This window comes from Phenylobacterium sp. (assembly GCF_030693625.1).
Taxonomy (GTDB): Bacteria; Pseudomonadota; Alphaproteobacteria; order Caulobacterales; family Caulobacteraceae; genus Phenylobacterium; species Phenylobacterium ferrooxidans.
Genome location: NZ_JAUYAF010000004.1, coordinates 14,759 through 33,007, shown reverse-complemented (window position 1 = coordinate 33,007; position 18,249 = coordinate 14,759). Strand labels below are relative to the sequence as shown.

The window sequence follows — 18,249 nt, the reverse complement described above, 5'->3', positions numbered from 1 at the left end:
GCCGGCAGGCCGATCCGGGACCCAGGGGCGGGGAGCGTGGCCCCTGGGTCCCCGGCTCTCCGCTTCGCTGCGGCCGGGATGACGTGGTGGAAAGCCTACGCCGCCTTGAACAGCCCCATCTCCTCCTGCATCGCGCGGGCCACGTGGGGCCTTGCGGTGACGCGAGCATAGTAGGCGGCGACATTGGGCCAGGTCGCCAGGTCGACGCCGACGAACGGGCCCCAGTTGAGGACGGCCGTCAGGTAGGCGTCGGCGACGCTGAAGCGGTCCAGCAGGTAGTCGCGGCCGGCCAGGTGGGCGTCGAGATAGGCCAGGCGGCCGGGCGCGGCCTCACGGGCATAGGTCTTGGCGCCGTCATTGGCCTTGGGGCTGAGCAGGGGGGTGAACACCGTCTTGTGCAGCTCCGAGCCGATGAAGCTGAGCCACTGGGCGAGGCGCGAGCGCTCGATGCCGCTGGCCGGGGCGAGGTTCGCGCCCGGAAACTGGTCGGCGATGAAGGGCAGGATGGCGGCGTTCTCGGTGAGAACGTCCCCGCTGGGTGTCCGCAGCGCCGGAACCATCCCCTTGGGATTTATGGCGCGGTAATCGGCGCCGTCGGCGGTCGTCTGGGTCTTGGTGTCGACCCGCTGGAGGGCGACGGCGCTCTCCGCGCCCGCCTCATAGATGGTGATGCGCGAGGCGAGCGAGCAGGCGAGGGGCGAGAAGTACAGGTCCATGACGGCCTCCGGTCGGTTGAGTTACGTACCGTCCGATACAAAATAATACGCGTCAATAGTTTCGTGCGAAATGGTACAGAAACGAGTTCGCGCGGCGGGCGATTTCCTCACCCGTCGCGTGGCCGAAATACCCGCTGGCGCCGGGCATTAAAGTCCTTAACGGTAGTAAATTAATCGCCTCAGGAATTTGATTCGAAGTGGTACAGATGGAGCCCCGCCCCCGCGGCCGTCCGCGCACCTACGATCCCGCCGTGGCCCTGGACCAGGCCCGCGCCGCCTTCTGGAATACGGGATATGCGGCGACGTCCCTGGATGATCTCTCCGCCGCCACGGGCCTGAACCGGCCTAGCCTCTACGGCGCCTTCGGGGACAAGAAGGCGATGTATATCCAGGCCTTGGAGAAATCCCGGGCCGAGATCAACGTCAGCCTCGCCGCCGCCTTTGCTCCCGAGGACCACCTGCGCACAGCGCTGACCCGGGTGTATGAGGCGACGGCGGCCATCTATATGCGCGGCGAGGCCGGGCCCCGCGGCTGCTTTCTCGTTGGAACGGCGGTGACCGAGGCGGTGGATGATCCTGACGTCCGCGCCGTCCTCGCCGCCGCCCTGGCCGAGATCGACGCGGCCTTCGAGGGCCGCATCCGCCGCGCCATGGAGGTGGGGAACCTTCCCGGCTCCAGCGACGCGGCCGGCATGGCGCGGGTGGCGACCGGGGTCCTGAACGGCATGGCCGTCCGCGCCCGGGCCGGCGGCGACCTGGCGACCCTGCGGGCCATGGGGGCCTCGGTGGTGGACCTGATCTGCGGGCGCGCAGGACGGTAGCCCCATCCGCGCCTTCCGGCGAAGGCCAGGACGCATCAAGGACCGACGCTGCGATAATTTTCGTGTGGTTCGTGTGGTTCGTCGTCCCAATTCTGCAGGCCGCGCGGCCTGTGAGGCCCATCAGATTGTCCACAAACCACAGGAACCACACGAACGGGATCCGATCGATGGTCCGGGATGTATCTGGGTCCCGGCCTTCGCCGGGATTGAGCGGAGTTGGTGGCGCACTGGCCTAGCTCGCCACGCCTGACTATGAACACCCCCGCAGCGCGCCCGCTTCGAAGAGGCGCCGAGGAACACGTCATGAAGCTCTACTCCGCCGAACTCTCGCCCTTCGCCGCGCGCCCGCGGGTTGCGATCTACGCCAAGAACCTGCCCGTGGAGATCCTGGCCCATCCGGCGGACCTCAAGAGCGCCGAGTATCTGGCGATCAATCCCATGGGCAAGCTGCCGGCCCTGGTGCTGGATGACGGGACGGTGATCCCGGAGAGCGACACCATCGTCGAATACCTGGCCGACGCCTATCCGGAGGCTAAGCTGCGCCCCGCCAAGCCGGCTGACATCGCCCGCGGCCGGCTGATCGCCCGGGTGGCGGAACTTTATGTCATGGCCTCGGGCGGCGCGCTGTTTGGGCAGATGAACCCCGCGACCCGAGACGCCGCGGTGGTCGACGACGCCTTCGTCAAGCTGGAGAGCGGCCTGGAGCATCTCAACGTCTTCATGACCGAAGACACCTACGCGGTGGGCGACAGCCTCACCACCGCCGACTGCGCCCTGGTCCCCATGCTGATGTTCGTGGGTGTGTTCGGCATGGTGTTCCGCAAGGGCGACCTGCTCGCCAAGCACACCAAGGTCGCCGCCTATTGGAGCCGCGTGCAGCAGGAGCCGGGCGCCGCCAAGGTGCTGGCCGAGATGCAGGCCGCGCTGGCGGCCCGCCGCGCGGGCTGATCGGCCGCGACCCTGTCGGGCGAAGCATTGGCCCGCGGCAGGTTGTTTCAGGGCGCCGGCCTCTGTAGGTTGGTGCCCTTCCGTTCCCGAGACCTCAGCGCCCAAGGACACGCCGCCCCTATGAGCGACGCCGAAAAACGTACCTTCACCGATGAGGAAGCCCTCAGCTTCCACCGGGACCCGACGCCCGGCAAGATCGCCATTGTGCCCACCAAGCCGATGGCGACGCAGCGCGACCTAAGCCTGGCCTATTCGCCAGGCGTGGCGGTGCCGGTCCTGGCCATCGCCGAGAACCCGGAGCTGGCCTACGACTACACGTCGAAGGGCAACCTGGTGGCGGTGATCTCCAACGGCACGGCGATCCTGGGCCTCGGCAATCTTGGCGCCCTGGCCGCCAAGCCGGTGATGGAGGGCAAGAGCGTGCTCTTCAAGCGCTTCGCCGATGTCGACTCCATCGACATCGAGGTCTCGGCCACCGATCCGGATGAGGTCATCACGGTGGTCAAGAACATCGGGGTCACCTTCGGCGGCATCAATCTCGAGGACATCAAGAGCCCCGAGTGCTTCCGCATCGAGACCGAGCTGCAGGAATTGCTGGATATCCCGGTCTTCCACGACGACCAGCACGGCACAGCGATCATCTCCTGCGCGGGCCTGATCAACGCCTGCCACATCACTGGCCGCGAGCTGAAGGACGTCAAGGTGGTGCTCTGCGGGGCCGGGGCGGCGGGGATCGCCAGCCTGGACCTGATGAAGGCCATGGGGGTGCGCCATGACAACTGCATCGCCGTCGACAACACCGGGGTGATCTATCGGGGCCGGACCGCGGGCATGAACCAGTGGAAGTCGGCCCACGCGGTGGACACCGACGCCCGGACCCTGGCCGAGGCCCTGGTGGGCGCCGACGTCTTCCTGGGCCTGTCGGCCAAGGGAGTCCTGACCCAGGACATGATCATGAAGATGGCGCCCAATCCGCTGATCTTCGCCATGGCCAACCCCGACCCCGAGATCCTGCCCGAGGAGGTGCACGCCGTGCGTCCCGACGCCATCGTCGGCACCGGCCGCAGCGATTATCCCAACCAGGTCAACAATGTGCTGGGCTTCCCCTACATCTTCCGCGGGGCGCTGGACGTGCGCGCCCGCCGGGTGAACCTGGAGATGAAGATCGCCTGCGCCAACGCCCTGGCGCAGCTGGCCCGTGAGGATGTGCCCGACGAGGTGGCCGCGGCCTATCACGGCCAGCAGCTCAAGTTCGGCCCGCAATACATCATCCCCTCGCCCTTCGATCCGCGGCTGATCTGGTACATCCCGCCCTTCGTGGCCCAGGCGGCGATGGACTCCGGCGTGGCCCGCAGGCCCATCGAGGACATGGACGCCTACCGGGCCTCGCTGGCCCAGCGCCTCGACCCCACCGCGGCCTTCCTGCAGAAGCTGCAGGGCACGGTGCAAACGGCGCCGAAGAAGACCATCGTCTTCGCCGAGGGCGAGGAGCCCAGCGTGATCCGCGCCGCCTACGCCTTCCAGAGCGCCGGCCTCGGCCAGGCGGTGCTGGTGGGACGTGAGGACCTGGTGCTGGAGAACATGGTCGCCGCCGGCCTGGATCCCAAGGACAGCGGACTGGAGATCATCAACGCCCGGTTGTCGCACCGCAATCCCGAATATGTCGAGTATCTCTACGGCCGGCTGGCGCGGCAGGGCTTCCTGAAGCGTGATGTCCAGCGGCTGATCAACCAGGACCGCAACTCCTTCGCCGCCGCCATGGTGGCGCTGGGCCACGCCGACGGCATGGTGACCGGGGTGACCCGCTCCTACGACCAGGTGCTGGAGGAGGTGCTGCAGGTCATCGACCCGGCCCCCGACGGCCGGGTGATGGGCATGAGCGTGGTGCTGGCCAAGGGCCACACCCTGTTCATCGCCGACACCAACGTCACCGAGATGCCGGAGGCCGACGAGCTGGTGGAGATCGCCCTGCAGGCGGCCCGCACGGTGAGCGTGCTGGGCTACACCCCGCGCGTGGCCTTCATGTCCTATTCCACCTTCGGCAACCCCATGGGCCAGCGCAGCGAAAAGGTGCGCGAGGCGGTGGCCATGCTCGACGAGATGGACGTGGACTTCGAGTATGAGGGCGAGATGCCGCCGGAGCTGGCGCTGGATCCCGAGAAGCGAGTCAACTACCCGTTCATGCGCCTGACCGGTCCGGCCAATGTGCTGATCATGCCGGCCATCCACTCGGCGGCCATCTCCACCCAGCTGGTTCAGGCCGTGGGCGGGGCGACCGTCATTGGCCCCCTGCTGCTGGGGCTGTCGAAGTCGGTGCAGATTTGCCCGCTCTCGGCCTCGGTCAGCCGCATCCTGCAGATGGCCACCGTGGCGGCCTATGAGCAGGACCTGGTGGAGGCTCAAACCTGATGCGTCGGGCCGGCCTCACGAACTAAGCGGGTCGCGCGCCGTTGGGTGGGTGGCGATCCGTCGTCTCTCACCCGCCGAAGCGTGACAGCCCGAAGTGGATGCCGGTTCAGGCGCCCGTCACGCGACAAAGCAAAGACGGAGCGCGCGCCATGGCCGGTACGATCGGCATCGATTTCGGCACCACCAATACGGTTGTGGCCCTGGCCGGCGACGCCGGGCCCGCGACCCTCGTCACCTTCCCCGCGCCGGAGGGGGAGCTCTTCGCCTTCCGCTCGGCGATCAGCTTCCACGCGCCCCCCGACCGGCCCAACGACCGCACGGTGGAGGCGGGCCCCTGGGCCATCGAGGCCTATGTCGAGGACCCGCTGGAGACCCGCTTCATCCAGTCCTTCAAGAGCTTCGCCGCCTCGGAGAGCTTCACCGAGACCCAGATTCTCGGGCGGCGCTACCAGTTCGAGGACCTGCTCTCGGCCTTCCTGCTGAAGATGCGCGACCACGCGGGGGCGGGGCTCGCGGAATTGCCCGACCGGGTGATCGTCGGCCGGCCGGTGACCTTCGCCGGCGGCGCGCCCAATCCGGAGCTGGCCCTGCGGCGCTACGAGACGGCCTTCGCGCGGCTGGGGTTCAAGGAGATCCTCTACGCCTACGAGCCCGTCGGGGCCGCCTTCTTCTTCGCCCGCGAGCTGAAGGAGGACGCCACGGTGCTGGTGGGCGACTTCGGCGGCGGCACCAGCGACTTCTCGATCATTCGCTTCTCCCGCCAGGACGGCGAGATCACCTCGACGCCGCTGGGGCGGTCGGGGGTCGGTGTGGCGGGGGACGCCTTCGACTACAGGATCATCGACCATCTGGTGTCGCCGGAGCTGGGCAAGGGGAGCAGCTACACCTCCTTCGGGAAGACCCTGCCGATCCCCAACCGCTACTATTCCACCTTCGCCCGCTGGGACCAGCTGGCCCTGATGCGGGCCAGCCGCGACATGCGCGAGATCCGCAAGCTGGTGCGCGAGGCGGTCGAACCCGACAAGATCGCCCGGCTGGTGGAGACCCTGGATGAGAACTACGGCTACCTGCTGTACCGCTCGGTGAGCCGGCTGAAGGAGGCCCTGTCGCGGGACACCAGCGCCCAGTTCCGCTTTGAGGCGGGCAGCATCGAGATCGTTCGCGACGTGCCCCGCGGGGAGTTCGAGGCGTGGATCGCGCCGGAGCTTGGCCTGATCGAGACCGCCGTCGACGAGGCCCTGGCCGAGGCGGGGCTGCAACCGGGGCAGATCGACCGCATCTTCCTCACCGGCGGCTCGTCCCTGGTGCCGGCGGTGCGCGCCATCTTCCATCGCCGGTTTGACCCGTCGCGGATCGAGAGCGGCAGCGAACTGGAATCCATCGCCTCGGGCCTGGCGCTCATGGGCCGGGAACGGGACCTGGACCGCTGGTGCCGCCGGGCGGAGCTTTCGGCCTAGGCCTTCCTCTCCGTCGTCGCGCTCGCCGCCAGTTCGCGCAGGGCGGCGTTGGCGATGGTGAGCTTGGCGAAGGTCCAGCCGCCGCCGGCCGCCTCGATCTCGGCGATGGACTTGGCCGCGGCTTCGGCGGCGTCACGGCGCAGGGCGGTCCAGGACGCGATGGCCTTGCGGGCGGCTTCCGGGGTCTCTCCGGCCTGGGGACTGGCGGCGAAGGTCATGATCGAGCGGGTCAGAACCGCCTGCTCGGCCAGCAGGTCCTCCAGCAGGCGGCGCACGGCGGTGCGCTCGAAGGCGTCGCCGGCCGTGAAACCGCCCGCCGCGGCACGCAGGCGGTCGAAGGCGAAGACCGCCCCGGTCTGGTGATAGAGGCGCGCCACATTGGGCAGAGCCCAGGACGAGGCCTCAGCCAGGTCCACCAGATCCACCGCGGTGGTGAGGGGCTGCAGGTTAGCCACCTGGGCCGCCAGGGCCTCGGGCGCTCCGGCCTCCACCAGCTTGGCGATCTGGGCTGCGGTGCGGGTCTGCTCGACCTCCGACAGCACCTGGGGGCCGAGCTTGCGCAGGGTCGCGGTGCCGGGGCCATAGCGTTTGATCAGGTCCCCCACGCTGGCGCCCGTGCGCCCGGCCCGGCGCGCCAGCCAGAAGGTCTCGCCGCGCAGGGTGAAGGCCAGGCGGCGGAACAGGGCCATCTGGCCCGCGGCCGGGGTCTGGCCCGGGATCTCGGGATCGAGGGCGGCCACCGCGTCCCACACGGCGGGTAGGCCCAGCACCGCCTTGGCGGCCTCGTAGCCCGCGACGAAGGCGCGCAGGTCGCAGGAGGCCGCCGCCATCAGCCGCGACGGCAGGCTCGGTCCGCAGCGGTTGATCACATCGTTGGCCACCACGGTGGCGATGATCTCGCGGCGCAGGCGGTGCTTGCGCAGGGCGTCGTCGTACTTGCGCAGCGCCTTGGGGAAATAGCCCTCCAGCACCGCCTCGAAGTGCGGGTCGTCGGGGGCGCGGGAGGCGACGATGTCATGGGACAGCTCCAGCTTGCCATAGGCCAGCAGGACGGCTTCCTCGGGCCGCGTCATGCCCAGGCCGGACTCAGCGCGGGCGGCGAGGACCGCGGCGTCGGGCAGGCCCTCCACCGTGCGGTCCAGGCGGCCGGCGAACTCCAGGGACAACATGAAGCGGGCGTGGGGTTCCAGCTCGCCGGGAGCGTCCAGGTCCATCAGGGACAGGGCCAGGGTCTGGTCGTAGTTGTGGGCCAGGACGTGAGCGGCCACGTCATCGGTCATCGACTTCAGCAGCTTGTCGCGCTTGGGTCGGGTCAGAACGCCTGTTCGTTCAAGAATCCCCGTCGCGATCTTGATGTTGACCTCATGGTCGGAGCTGTCGACCCCGGCGGAGTTGTCGATGGCGTCGGTGTTGATCCTGCCGCCCTTGAGGGCGAACTCGATACGGCCAGCCTGGGTGAAGCCCAGGTTCGCGCCCTCGCCGACGACCTTGACCCGCAGGTCGGCGCCATTGACCCGCAGGGCGTCGTTGGTCTTGTCCCCCACCTCCAGGTGGCCCTCGGTGCGGGCCTTCACATAGGTGCCGATGCCGCCGAGATAGAGCAGTTCGGCCGGCGCCCTGAGGATGGCCGAGAGCAGTTCAGCCGGCGTGGCGCTGTCGGCGTCGATCTCGAGCATCGCCCGGACCTCGGCGGAGAGCGGGATGGACTTCAGGCTGCGGGGGAAGACCCCGCCACCCTTGGAGATCAGTTGGCGGTCGTAGTCCTCCCAGGAGGACCGCGGCAGCTCGAACAGACGGGCCCGCTCGGCGTAGCTTGTCGCCGGGTCCGGATCGGGATCGAGGAAGACGTGGCGGTGGTCGAAGGCCGCCAGCAGCCGGGTGGCGGGGGACAACAGCATGCCGTTGCCGAACACGTCGCCCGACATGTCGCCAACGCCCACGACGGTGAAGGGCTCGGTCTGGATGTCCTTGCCCAGTTCGCGGAAGTGGCGCTTCACCGCCTCCCAGGCGCCCCGCGCGGTGATGCCCATCACCTTGTGGTCGTAGCCCGCCGACCCGCCGGAGGCGAAGGCGTCCCCCAGCCAGAAGCCGTAGGACTCGGCGATGCCGTTGGCGATGTCGGAAAAGGTCGCGGTGCCCTTGTCGGCGGCGACCACCAGATAGGGATCGTCGGCGTCGTGAACCACGACGTACTCAGGGTGGATGACCTTGCCGTCCGGGGTCAGGTTGTCGGTGATGTCCAGCAGGCCCTGCAGGAAGGTCGTATAGGCCCGGATGCCCTCGGCGCGCACGGCGTCGGCCGTCCCGCCCTTGGGAAGCTGCTTGGGATAGAAGCCGCCCTTGGAGCCGACGGGGACGATGACGGCGTTCTTGGTGTTCTGCGCCTTGGCCAGCGCCAGGACCTCGGTGCGGAAGTCATCGCGCCGGTCGCTCCAGCGCAACCCCCCTCGGGCCACCGGACCGAAGCGGAGGTGGACGCCCTCGACATGGGTCGCCCAGACGAAGATCTCGCGGAACGGCTTGGGCAGGGGGAGGTCGGCCAGCTCGCCCGACGCCACCTTGAAACTGATGTAGGGCTTGGACGAGCCGTCGGCATTGGGCTGGTAGTAGTTGGTCCGCTTGATGGCCCCCACCAGCAGGGCCAGGCGCCGCAGCACCCGGTCGTCGTCCAGGCTTTCGACGAGCTGGAGGGCCTCGATGATCTCGGCCATCACCGCGTCCGCCTGCGTCTGGCGGGCCTCGAGCCCCGCCTTGATGGCCGGATGGAACTTGGTGCGGAAGAGATCCAGGATGAGGCGGGCGACGCCGGGGTGGTTGGACAGCGCCTCTTCCTGAACCCGCTGGCTGGGATCGAGCCCCGACTGCTGGCGGTGACGGGCCAGGGCGCGGATCAGGGCGGCGTCGCGCCAGGTGATGGAGAGTTCCAGCACGAGCCGATTGAAGCCGTCGTTCTCGGTCTTGCCGCTCCAGACGGCGACGAAGGCGTATTCAAAGGCGGCCTTCACCTCGGAGAAGACCAGGTGTTCGCCGCGCTCGTCGTTCAGCTCGAAGTCGTGGACCCAGACGGGCGGGGCGCCGGCGCGGGTGACGGGATAGCCGGTCTCCACCATGGCCTTCAGGCCCATGTTCTCGAGGATCGGCAGGACGTCGGCGAGCGGAGCCGGCGCTCCGGGGCGGTAGAGTTTGAACCGGAACTGGGTCTTGCCGTCGGAGGCCCGCCGGTAGGCGCGGACACGGACCGGCTCGTCGGCCTCCAGGCTGTCGATCACCGCCAGGTCGGCCAGGGCCTCGGCAGCGTCATAGCGGTCGCGGTAGCCGGCAGGATAGGCCTGGGCGTAGCGGGTGAGGATATCGGTGACCTCGGCCGTCGCGCGGCCGCTGGCCCGGACCGCGGCGTCGAAGCGGTCCTCCCAGGTGCGGCTGGCCGCGGCGATCTGGCTTTCGACCGCCTTCAGATCGGGCTCCAGATGGGCGCCTGGGGTGAAGCCGATGATGAAGTGGACCCGGGCCAGGGGCGCGTCGGAGAAGTGGGGATAGTAGGCCGAGACACGGCCGCCATAGGCGCGGGCCAGCATCTCGCCAGCCTTGGTCCTCAGCTCTGAATCGTAGCGCTCCCGGGGCACGTACAGCAGGATCGAGGCGAAGCGGTCATAGGGGTCGCGGCGTTCGAACACCCGCACGCGCGGTCGGTCATAGAGGTGCAGGACGGCCAGGGAGGTCGCCAGCAGGTCAGCCTCGCTGGCCTGGAAGAGCTCGTCGCGGGGGTGGTTCTCGACGATGTTGCGCAGGCGCTTTTCGTTGTGGCCGCCCGGGGCGGCGCCCGCCTTGGCGAGAATGTGAGCCACCTTGGCGCGCAGCAGCGGCACGTCGTGGGCCGGTTCGTCATAAGCCTCGGAGGTGAACAGGCCGACGAAACGGACCTCGCCGCAGGGCTTGCCGTCGGCTCCGTACCGCTTGACCCCCACATAGTCCATGTACCCGCGCCGATGGACCCGGGAGCGAACATTCGACTTGGCCACCGTCACCGGCGGATCGGTCATCCGCGAGCGGATCTGGGAGGTGAGGACCGCGGGCTCCGACGAGCGGCGCAGGACGGTGCGCTCGGGATCGCGCAGCACGCCCAGTCCGTCTTCCGGCTGATAAAGGGGTTCCTCGGGCGCGTAGTCGCCGTTCTTCAGGCGTGGGTACTCGTAGACTCGGGCGCCGAGATAGACGAAGTGCTCGTTGTGCAGCCAGGACAGGAAGGCGACATCCTCGTCGCGCACCTCGCTCCTGGGCGCCGCCTCCAGTTCGGAGATGGCGCGCGCCATCAGGGCCAGCATGGCGGGGAAGTCGCCGACCGCGACCCGAACGTCGGCCAGGGTGGTCTTCAGGCCGGCGATCAGGGCGGCCTCGCGGTCCTCGCCCACGGTCTCCAGCACGACCTGGATCATGGATTCCCGGCGCAAGGGGCCCGTCTCGCTCCTTGCGCCCTTGCGGTCGCGCGCGACGCTGACCACGGGATGGAACATGGCCCGCACCGACAGGCCCTGGTCGGCGATCTCGCCCATGACGCTGTCCACCAGGAAGGGGGTGTCGTCCTGCACGATCTCGAGTCGGTCGAGGCCCGCCTCCCCGTGCACCAGACGCATCGTCGGCGCCTTGCTTCTGCGGGTCTCGGCGAAGGCCCAGAAATCGGCCAGCGCGGCGGCCAGCTCCTCGATCGGCAGCTCGGGCAGTTCGTCCGGGGCCGCGTCGGCGGCGGCCTGGTCGATGAAGGCTCTGCTGGCGCCGTTTTCCGGCGTCAGGGCCAGGAACGCCTTGGTGAGGGCGTTGGCGGACTTCGAGCGACGGGTCATCGGCGGGCTCCGGACACGAGAACGCCGCCGGAGGAGAGTGTCCGGCGGCGCCTTGTTCCGCCTGGGGGGGGTGGCGGAACACTCGGTCCTCGTGGCGCCCGGGGGCTGAGAAAGCGGGCGTCGAGGTGTCGGGTCTTGCCCGAGCCACACTCAGATAGGCATTGAATGGCCAAGTTTAAGACCCCGGTCTTGCGGCCCGCCTCACGCTTGCGTGACGCTGCGGCCGCGTTTCGGTTTCGGCGTTTCGTCAGGCGCGAGGCCCTGCTTTCGGTCTCGCAGTTTTCCGGGCTCCCCATCGGCCGACAACAGCACGGCGACCCAGCGGGTTCCGTCGAACTGGGCCAGGATCACCATGGCCATCACCGTCAGAGGCGTGGACAGGAACATGCCGGCCACGCCCCAGATCGCGCCCCAGAAGGCCAGGCTGAGGAGGACCACCACCGGGTCGATGTTCAGGCTGTCGCCCTGCATGCGCGGCAGCACCACGTTGCCGACCACGAACTGGATGAGCTGCAGCACCCCCAACAGGACGATGGCGGGCCAATAGGGCTCGAACTGGATCAGGGCGAAGAGGGGTGGCGCGAGAATGCCCACCGCCCCGCCGATGATCGGGATGTAGGAAGCGATGAAGATCAGGAAGGCCCAGAACACCGCGTTGTCGAGGCCGATCACCGCCATCACCAGCCAGGACCCGCCGGCGATCATCAGGCCGGTGACGGTCTGGACCCAGAGGTACTGCTCCACCCCGTCACGGATGCGCTGGAAGGCCTCCAGGGCCTCGTGGCGTCGGGCCCGGTTGTCGGACATGCCCACCATCTTGCGCTCGAAGGCGTGCCGCGAGGCGATGATGAAGCCCAGATAGATCAGGATGAAGAGGGCGTTGGAGGCGAAGCCCTGGACGCCCCGGGCCACGTCGCCGAGGTACTTGCTGGGGTCGAGCCGGCGGAAAAGCTGGTCGATAGTGGGCGCCGCGTCGATCCCGGCCACTGTGGCCACCTGGGCGATCAGCGTGTTGAGCTTGGGCACATAGGTCACAAGCTGGGTGGCGAAGCTGGCCCCGTTGTCGGCGATGACGAACAGGGCGGTGCCGAACAGCAGGATCGAGACCGTCACCGCCAGAGGCATGGCGGCGCGGGTCGGCATCCAGGGGAGCCGGCGTTTCAGCACCCGAGCGAACCCGTCGATGACGATGGCCAGGAACATGGCCATGGCCGGGGGGGTGAGGATGTCGGCCAGCCAGTAGATGGTGGCGCCGCTGGCGATCACCGCCAGGATGACGAGACAGGTGCGGGAGACGTTGGTGGTCGGTTCGGCGGCGGGCATGGGGCCGACTGTCCTCGGGGTCGCGGGCGTCGTCAATGACGGTGACCTCTAGCCTGATTTTCCGGGGACGATGGTGCGTTCTTCGCGCGAATCACCGCGCAAGCGGCAAGGCTGGGCCAGATCAGACCGGATCGGCGAAACAATCTGGCCCGGTGCGATTGTTTGCGCTTGGGCGTGGATGCGGCGCGCGGCTGACGATAGCGTGGCCCCCGAATTCCAAGGAGCATTCCATGGCCGACGACGGCGTCCTGATCGGGTTTTCCCACCACCTCGAGACCCTGCGGCTGGACCGCGCCAATCGCCACGGCCTGGTGGCCGGGGCCACGGGCACGGGCAAGACAGTGACCCTGCAGGCCCTGGCGCAGGGTCTGTCGGACGCCGGGGTGCCGGTCTTCGCCGCCGACGTGAAGGGCGATCTCTGCGGCATCGCCGCGGCCGGGACCCCCAATGAGAAGATGCTGGCCCGGGCCAAGGTGATGAACCTGGAGCTGCGCCCGGCCGCCGCCCCGGTGGTGTTCTGGGACCTGTTCGGCGAGCAGGGCCACCCGATCCGCGCCACGGTTTCCGAGATGGGCCCGCTGCTGATCTCCCGCATGCTGGAGCTCAACGATGTCCAGGAAGGCGTGCTCTCCGTCGTCTTCCGCGCCGCCGACGAGGAGGGCCTGCTGCTGCTGGACCTGAAGGACCTGCAGGCGGCGCTCACCTACACCTCCCAGAACGCCAAGGAACTGGGCGCCCGCTACGGCAATGTCTCCACGACCACGGTGGCCACCATTCAGCGCAAACTGCTGACGCTGGAGGACCAGGGGGGCGCGAACCTGTTCGGCGAACCGGCCCTGCGGCTCTCGGACCTGATGCGCACCGACGGTTCGGGGCGCGGCTATGTGAACATCCTGGCGGCCGACAAGCTGATCGCCAGCCCGAGGCTCTACGCCACCTTCCTGCTGTGGCTGATGAGCGAACTGTTCGAGGAGCTGCCGGAGATCGGCGATCCCGACAAGCCGCGTCTGGCCTTCTTCTTCGACGAGGCGCACCTGCTGTTCCGCGACGCCCCCAAGCCGCTGCTGGAAAAGGTGGAGCAGGTGGTGCGGCTGATCCGCTCCAAGGGGGTCGGAGTCTATTTCGTCACCCAGAACCCGGCCGACATCCCCGAGACCGTGCTGGGCCAGCTCGGCAACCGGGTGCAGCACGCCCTGCGGGCCTACAGCCCCCTCGACCAGCGGGGCCTGAAGGCCGCCGCCGACAGCTTCCGGACCAACCCGGCCTTCGACACCGCCGAGGCGATCCAGGCCCTGGGGGTCGGGGAGGCCCTGGTCTCGGTGCTGGACGAAAAGGGGGCGCCCACCATGGTGCAGAAGACCCTGATCCGGCCGCCCGCCTCGCGGCTTGGCCCCCTGACTCCGGCTGAGCGCGCCGCGGTGATGGCGGCCAGCCCGGTGCGCGGCCTCTATGACGAGGCCCAGGATCGTGACTCGGCCTTCGAGAAGCTGGCGGCCCGCGCGACGGCCGCGGCCGAAGCCGCTGCGGCCCCGCCGGTGCAGACACGCCGGGCTGAGCCAGCCACGGCGCCCTGGGGAGATGAGCCCCCACCCGCCCGGCGTCCGGCGGCGCGCGCCTCGAACCGCCAGTCCATGGGCGAGACCTTCGCCAAGCAACTGCTGCGGACCGTGGCCAGCACGGCGGGCCGCGAGATCATGCGCGGCCTGATGGGCGGCCTGAAGCGGAGCCGCCGATGAGCGCCGAACGTCCCCTGGAGGTCATCGCCGCCGACCTCGGCGCCCTGGCCGAGCGGCCATCCACCGCCCTCTCCCTGGCCCTGATCGGCCAGCCGGGCTCGCGCTGGCGGATACCGACCCCGGCCGGGGTCATCGACCTCGACGCCTTTGACCGAAACGTGGCCTGCATGGCAGCGCGGGCCAAGGCGGCGGGTCTCGCCCTGCGGCCCCACGCCAAGTCCCACAAGTGCGCGGCCCTGGCCCGGCGACAGCTCGCCGCCGGCGCCGTGGGGGTCTGCTGCGCCAAGCTGGGGGAGGCCGAGGCCCTGTCGGCGGCGGGGATTCGCGGCATCCTGATAACCTCGTCCCTGGCCGGCGCCCCCTCGGCGGCGCGGGCGGCGAAGCTGGCGGGGCTCGACCCGGACTTCGCCATCACCGTCGACCACCCGGACGGCGCCACCGAGATCGGCCAGGCGGCGCAGGCCGCAGGCGTCACGGTGCGGGTGGTCATCGATGTCGATCTGGGCATGGGCCGCACGGGTGTCGCCAGCGTCGAGCAGGCCGTGGCGGTTGGGGCGGCGCTGGCCGCCCAGCCCTCGCTGAAGCTCATCGGGGTGCAGGGCTACGGCGGTCACTGGCAGCATATGAGCGGGGCCAACGCCCGCACCGCCGCCGTGGCCGACGGCATCGGCAAGCTGTCGGAGGTGGCGTCGGCCCTGAGGGCGCAGGACCATGAGATCACGCTGATGACCGGCGGCGGCACCGGGACCTTCTCGGCCGACGCGGCCCAGGGGGTGCTGAACGAGATCCAGGCCGGCTCCTACGCCTTCATGGACCGGGAGTACCGCGAGGCCTTGGGATCTGACGAGGACGGGACCTTTGAGACAAGCCTGATGGTCCAGGGCCGGGTGATCAGCGCCAACGCAGAACGCTGGGTGACGGTGGACGCCGGCCTCAAGGCCTTCGCCACAGATGGGCCCGATCCGGAGCCTCTGGGGGAGGACTGGGCGGGATCGAAGTACCGCTTCTTCGGCGACGAGCACGGCATGGTCACGCGGCCGAAACATCGGACGGTGAGCCGTGGCGACAGAGTCGAGTTCACGGCCCCCCACTGCGACCCCACCATCGACCGCTACGACCTCCTGCACATGGTGCGCGGCGACGTGCTGGTGGACCTGGTGAGGGTCGAGGGCCGCGGCGCTTCCCAGTAGGCGCTAGCTCGGGACTCGGCCCAGGGCGTCGCGCACGGCGGCGCTGAGTTGTTCGGCGCGGAAGGGTTTGCGCACCACGGGCCAGGTGATCTCTGTCGCGCCATTGGCGAACTGGTCGCCCGCATAGCCGGTGGTGAGCACGATAGGCAGGTCGGGGCGATGGACGTGGGTCCAGCTCGCCAACTCCACGCCGTTCATGCCGCCGGGCATGACGATGTCGGAAATCAGCAGGTCGAAGGCCTGGCCGGTTTGCAGGCGGGCCATGGCCGAGGGCCCGTCGATCTCGGTGGTGACCTCGCAGCCCATCTCCTGCAACAGGCTCTCGGTGACGGCGCGGACCGCCGCGTCGTCCTCCACCAGCAGGATGGCGGTTCCCGCCGCCCAGCTGTCGTCGGTGACTGGCCGGACCGGGTCGACGGTGGGAACCGCGTCGATGGCGGGGACGTAGAGGGTGACCGTCGTTCCCTCGCCGGGGCGCGAGTCGATGGCCACCGCGCCGCCGCACTGGCTCATGAAGCCGTAGACCTGGGCCAGGCCAAGCCCCGTGCCCTTGCCGACGTCCTTGGTGGTGAAGAAGGGCTCGAAGGCGCGCTGCATCACCTCCGGGCTCATGCCGGCCCCGGTGTCGGAAACGCTGACCGCCACGTGCTCGCCGGCCGAGGCGCCGGAAACCTCGCCGTCCGCCAGGGTCACGCGGCGGGTGTGGATGTTGATCCTGCCGCTACCCTCCACGGCGTCGGCGGCGTTGACCACCAGGTTCAGCAGGGCGGCCTCGAACTGGGCCGGGTCCAGGCGGGTCGCGCCGACGCCGGCCTCGCAGTCGACGCTCAGCTCGATGGCCTCGCCCACAGCGCGGCGGACCAGGGGCTCGACCTGCTCGATCAGGGCGCCGACATCCATGACCTCCAGCTTCAGCTCCTGGCGGCGTGAGAAGGCCAGCAACTGCCGGGTGAGGCGCTCGCCGCGGCGGCCGGCGGCCAGGGCCGCCTCCGACAGGCGCTTGACCCGGGCGGTGTCGGCCGGGTTCTTGAGGATCATGTCGAGGCCGCCGATCACCACGGTCAGCAGGTTGTTGAAGTCATGGGCCACCCCGCCGGTCAGCCGCCCGACGGTCTCCAGGCGTTGGGCCTGGGCGAGCGCCGCCTCGGCGCGGGCGCGTTCCTCCAGGCTGGCCTCCAGTTCGCGGGTGCGTTCGGCGACGCGCTCCTCCAGATGGCGACGGGCCTCGACGATCTCGGTGATGTCGGAGGAGGAGCCGAACCAGCGGCGGATCGAGCCGTCCTCCTCGCGGACGGCCGAGGCTCGGGTGGTGAACCAGCGCCAGACCCCGTCATGGCGGCGCAGGCGATGCTCGAGGTCGAAGGGCAATCCGCCCTGGATGGCCTGGGACCAGGCCGCCCGCAGGTCGTCGCGGTCGTCGGGGTGGACGGCGTGCAGCCAGCCCTCGCCGGTGTGGGCGGCCGCCTGGACGCCGGTGAAGTTCACCCACTGCGGGCTCAGATAGTCGAAATCCCCGTCGGGGCGGGCTGACCAGAGCAGCTGGGGCAGGGAGTCCACCAGGGCCCGGACCCGGGCCTCGCCGCCGCGAAGCTGGGTCTCGGCGGCCTTGCGGTCGGTGATGTCCGAGCAGGACCCGATATAGCCCAGGAACTTGCCGTCCCGGTCGAAGCGCGGCGCCGCGGCCTCATCGATCCAGCGGTAGACCCCGTCGTGGCGCAGGATGCGGTATTCCAGCCGGGCTCGGCTTCGGGCCGCGAAGTGCTCGTCATAGGTGGCCAGGACGCGCTGGCGGTCCTCCGGGTGAACTTCCTCCAGCCAGCCGCGGGCCAACTCCTCCTCCATGCGCCGGCCGGTGAAGGCCAGCCAGGAGGCGTTGAACCAGATGGCGCCCATATTGACCCCGCTCATCCAGATCATCACCGGGGCGGCGTTGGCGATGTGCTCGAACTCGTCGCGGCTGCGGCGCGCCTCTTCCTCGGCCCGGCGCTGGTCGGTGATGTCGTGGAAGTTGACCGCCAGGCCATCGCCCAGCCGCATGGCGCTCGAGCGCATCCAGCGTTCCTGCCCGTCGATGACGCGGCGGACGTCCAGGTCGTCGGGAACGCCGTTGTCGAGCGCCAGGCGCAGGCGTTCGATCATGTCGCTGGCCGTCTGGCCGGTGAAGACCTCGCTCACCCGACGCCCGGTGAGGCCCTGGCCTCCAGGCGCCATTCGTTCGGCGGCGGGATTGGCGTAGGTCCATCTGAAATCGGCCACCTGGCCCGCCTCACGGACCGGCTCCATGATCACGAAGCCGTCGAGGGCCTGTTCCTGGAAGATGCGGAACCGCTCCTCCGCCGCCGCGCCGCGCAGGACGGCCACACGGATGGCCTTGGCGATGAGCACGGTGAGGCCCGCGGTGACGACGAACAGCAGGAGTTGAACGTGCTGCGACCGCCAGGTCTCCTCCAGGGTGGTCTTGGGGATCCATAGCAGCCAGACCGCGCCGGCGCTCAGGGCCGTGGCCAGCAGCCCGCCCCGCAGTCCGGCCACCAGGGTGGCGAAGAGCACGGCGGGGAAGAAGGCCATGAAGTTGGGGGGCGAGGTCATGACCAGGCCGGCCACGGCGCGCACCAGCACGGCCGCGGCGACGGCGGCGAGCGCCGCCGGATAGCCGACGAGAGGGCGCTCGATCGCGACTGCGAAGCGCTGCGCCCACCGACCCATCATGACGCGACAATGCCCCCACTCAGGGTTCCGGGCATACCGAACCCCTAACCGGAGGGAACGTAAAGCTTGGCTTCAGGTTCCCTCCGCCGCAGGGTGTTCCGC

10 protein-coding genes are annotated in these 18,249 nt (G+C 69.4%); 6 read left to right on the top strand and 4 right to left on the bottom strand.

Features of this window, described 5'->3' with window-relative positions:
- Window positions 1–95: 95 nt before the first annotated feature.
- A complete protein-coding gene (locus tag Q8N10_RS00625; protein ID WP_304780254.1) occupies window positions 96–716 on the bottom strand; it encodes a glutathione binding-like protein in 621 nt (206 codons plus the stop codon).
- Window positions 717–922: 206 nt separating this feature from the next.
- Between Q8N10_RS00625 and Q8N10_RS00620 the strand changes: the two genes are divergently transcribed.
- From Q8N10_RS00620 to Q8N10_RS00605, 4 genes are all read left to right on the top strand, one after another.
- Window positions 923–1,537 (top strand): TetR/AcrR family transcriptional regulator, encoded by a 615-nt coding sequence (locus Q8N10_RS00620; protein WP_304780251.1) that lies wholly within the window; start codon window positions 923–925, stop codon window positions 1,535–1,537.
- Between the two features lie 303 nt (window positions 1,538–1,840).
- Window positions 1,841–2,485, top strand: a complete 645-nt coding sequence (locus tag Q8N10_RS00615; RefSeq protein ID WP_304780248.1) for a glutathione S-transferase family protein — start codon at window positions 1,841–1,843, stop codon at window positions 2,483–2,485.
- Window positions 2,486–2,605: 120 nt separating this feature from the next.
- Window positions 2,606–4,894: an NADP-dependent malic enzyme gene (locus Q8N10_RS00610; protein WP_304780246.1), complete on the top strand. Its 2,289-nt coding sequence runs from the start codon at window positions 2,606–2,608 to the stop codon at window positions 4,892–4,894.
- Between the two features lie 149 nt (window positions 4,895–5,043).
- On the top strand, window positions 5,044–6,351 hold the full coding sequence (locus Q8N10_RS00605; RefSeq protein WP_304780243.1) for an Hsp70 family protein: 1,308 nt from the start codon (window positions 5,044–5,046) through the stop codon (window positions 6,349–6,351).
- On the opposite strand, the gene Q8N10_RS00600 is transcribed toward Q8N10_RS00605, so the two are convergent.
- Together Q8N10_RS00600 and Q8N10_RS00595 are read right to left on the bottom strand one after the other, a co-directional pair.
- The gene (locus Q8N10_RS00600; protein ID WP_304780240.1) at window positions 6,348–11,189 is read right to left on the bottom strand and encodes an NAD-glutamate dehydrogenase; all 4,842 of its coding nucleotides are present in this window, start codon (window positions 11,187–11,189) and stop codon (window positions 6,348–6,350) included. The two genes, Q8N10_RS00605 and Q8N10_RS00600, sit on opposite strands and share 4 nt — an antisense overlap.
- A 201-nt stretch (window positions 11,190–11,390) precedes the next feature.
- A complete protein-coding gene (locus tag Q8N10_RS00595) occupies window positions 11,391–12,512 on the bottom strand; it encodes an AI-2E family transporter (RefSeq protein WP_304780237.1) in 1,122 nt (373 codons plus the stop codon).
- A 230-nt stretch (window positions 12,513–12,742) separates the two neighbouring features.
- Here Q8N10_RS00595 and Q8N10_RS00590 point away from each other — a divergent pair, with 230 nt between their 5' ends.
- Window positions 12,743–14,248 carry a helicase HerA-like domain-containing protein gene (locus tag Q8N10_RS00590; RefSeq protein ID WP_305663840.1) on the top strand — a complete coding sequence of 502 codons (1,506 nt, stop codon included), beginning with the start codon at window positions 12,743–12,745 and terminating at the stop codon, window positions 14,246–14,248.
- Window positions 14,245–15,438: an alanine racemase gene (locus Q8N10_RS00585; protein WP_304775692.1), complete on the top strand. Its 1,194-nt coding sequence runs from the start codon at window positions 14,245–14,247 to the stop codon at window positions 15,436–15,438. Before Q8N10_RS00590 ends, Q8N10_RS00585 begins: the two co-directional genes overlap by 4 nt.
- A 3-nt stretch (window positions 15,439–15,441) precedes the next feature.
- On the opposite strand, the gene Q8N10_RS00580 is transcribed toward Q8N10_RS00585, so the two are convergent.
- A complete protein-coding gene (locus Q8N10_RS00580) occupies window positions 15,442–18,147 on the bottom strand; it encodes a PAS domain S-box protein (protein ID WP_304775691.1) in 2,706 nt (901 codons plus the stop codon).
- Window positions 18,148–18,249: the final 102 nt, after the last annotated feature.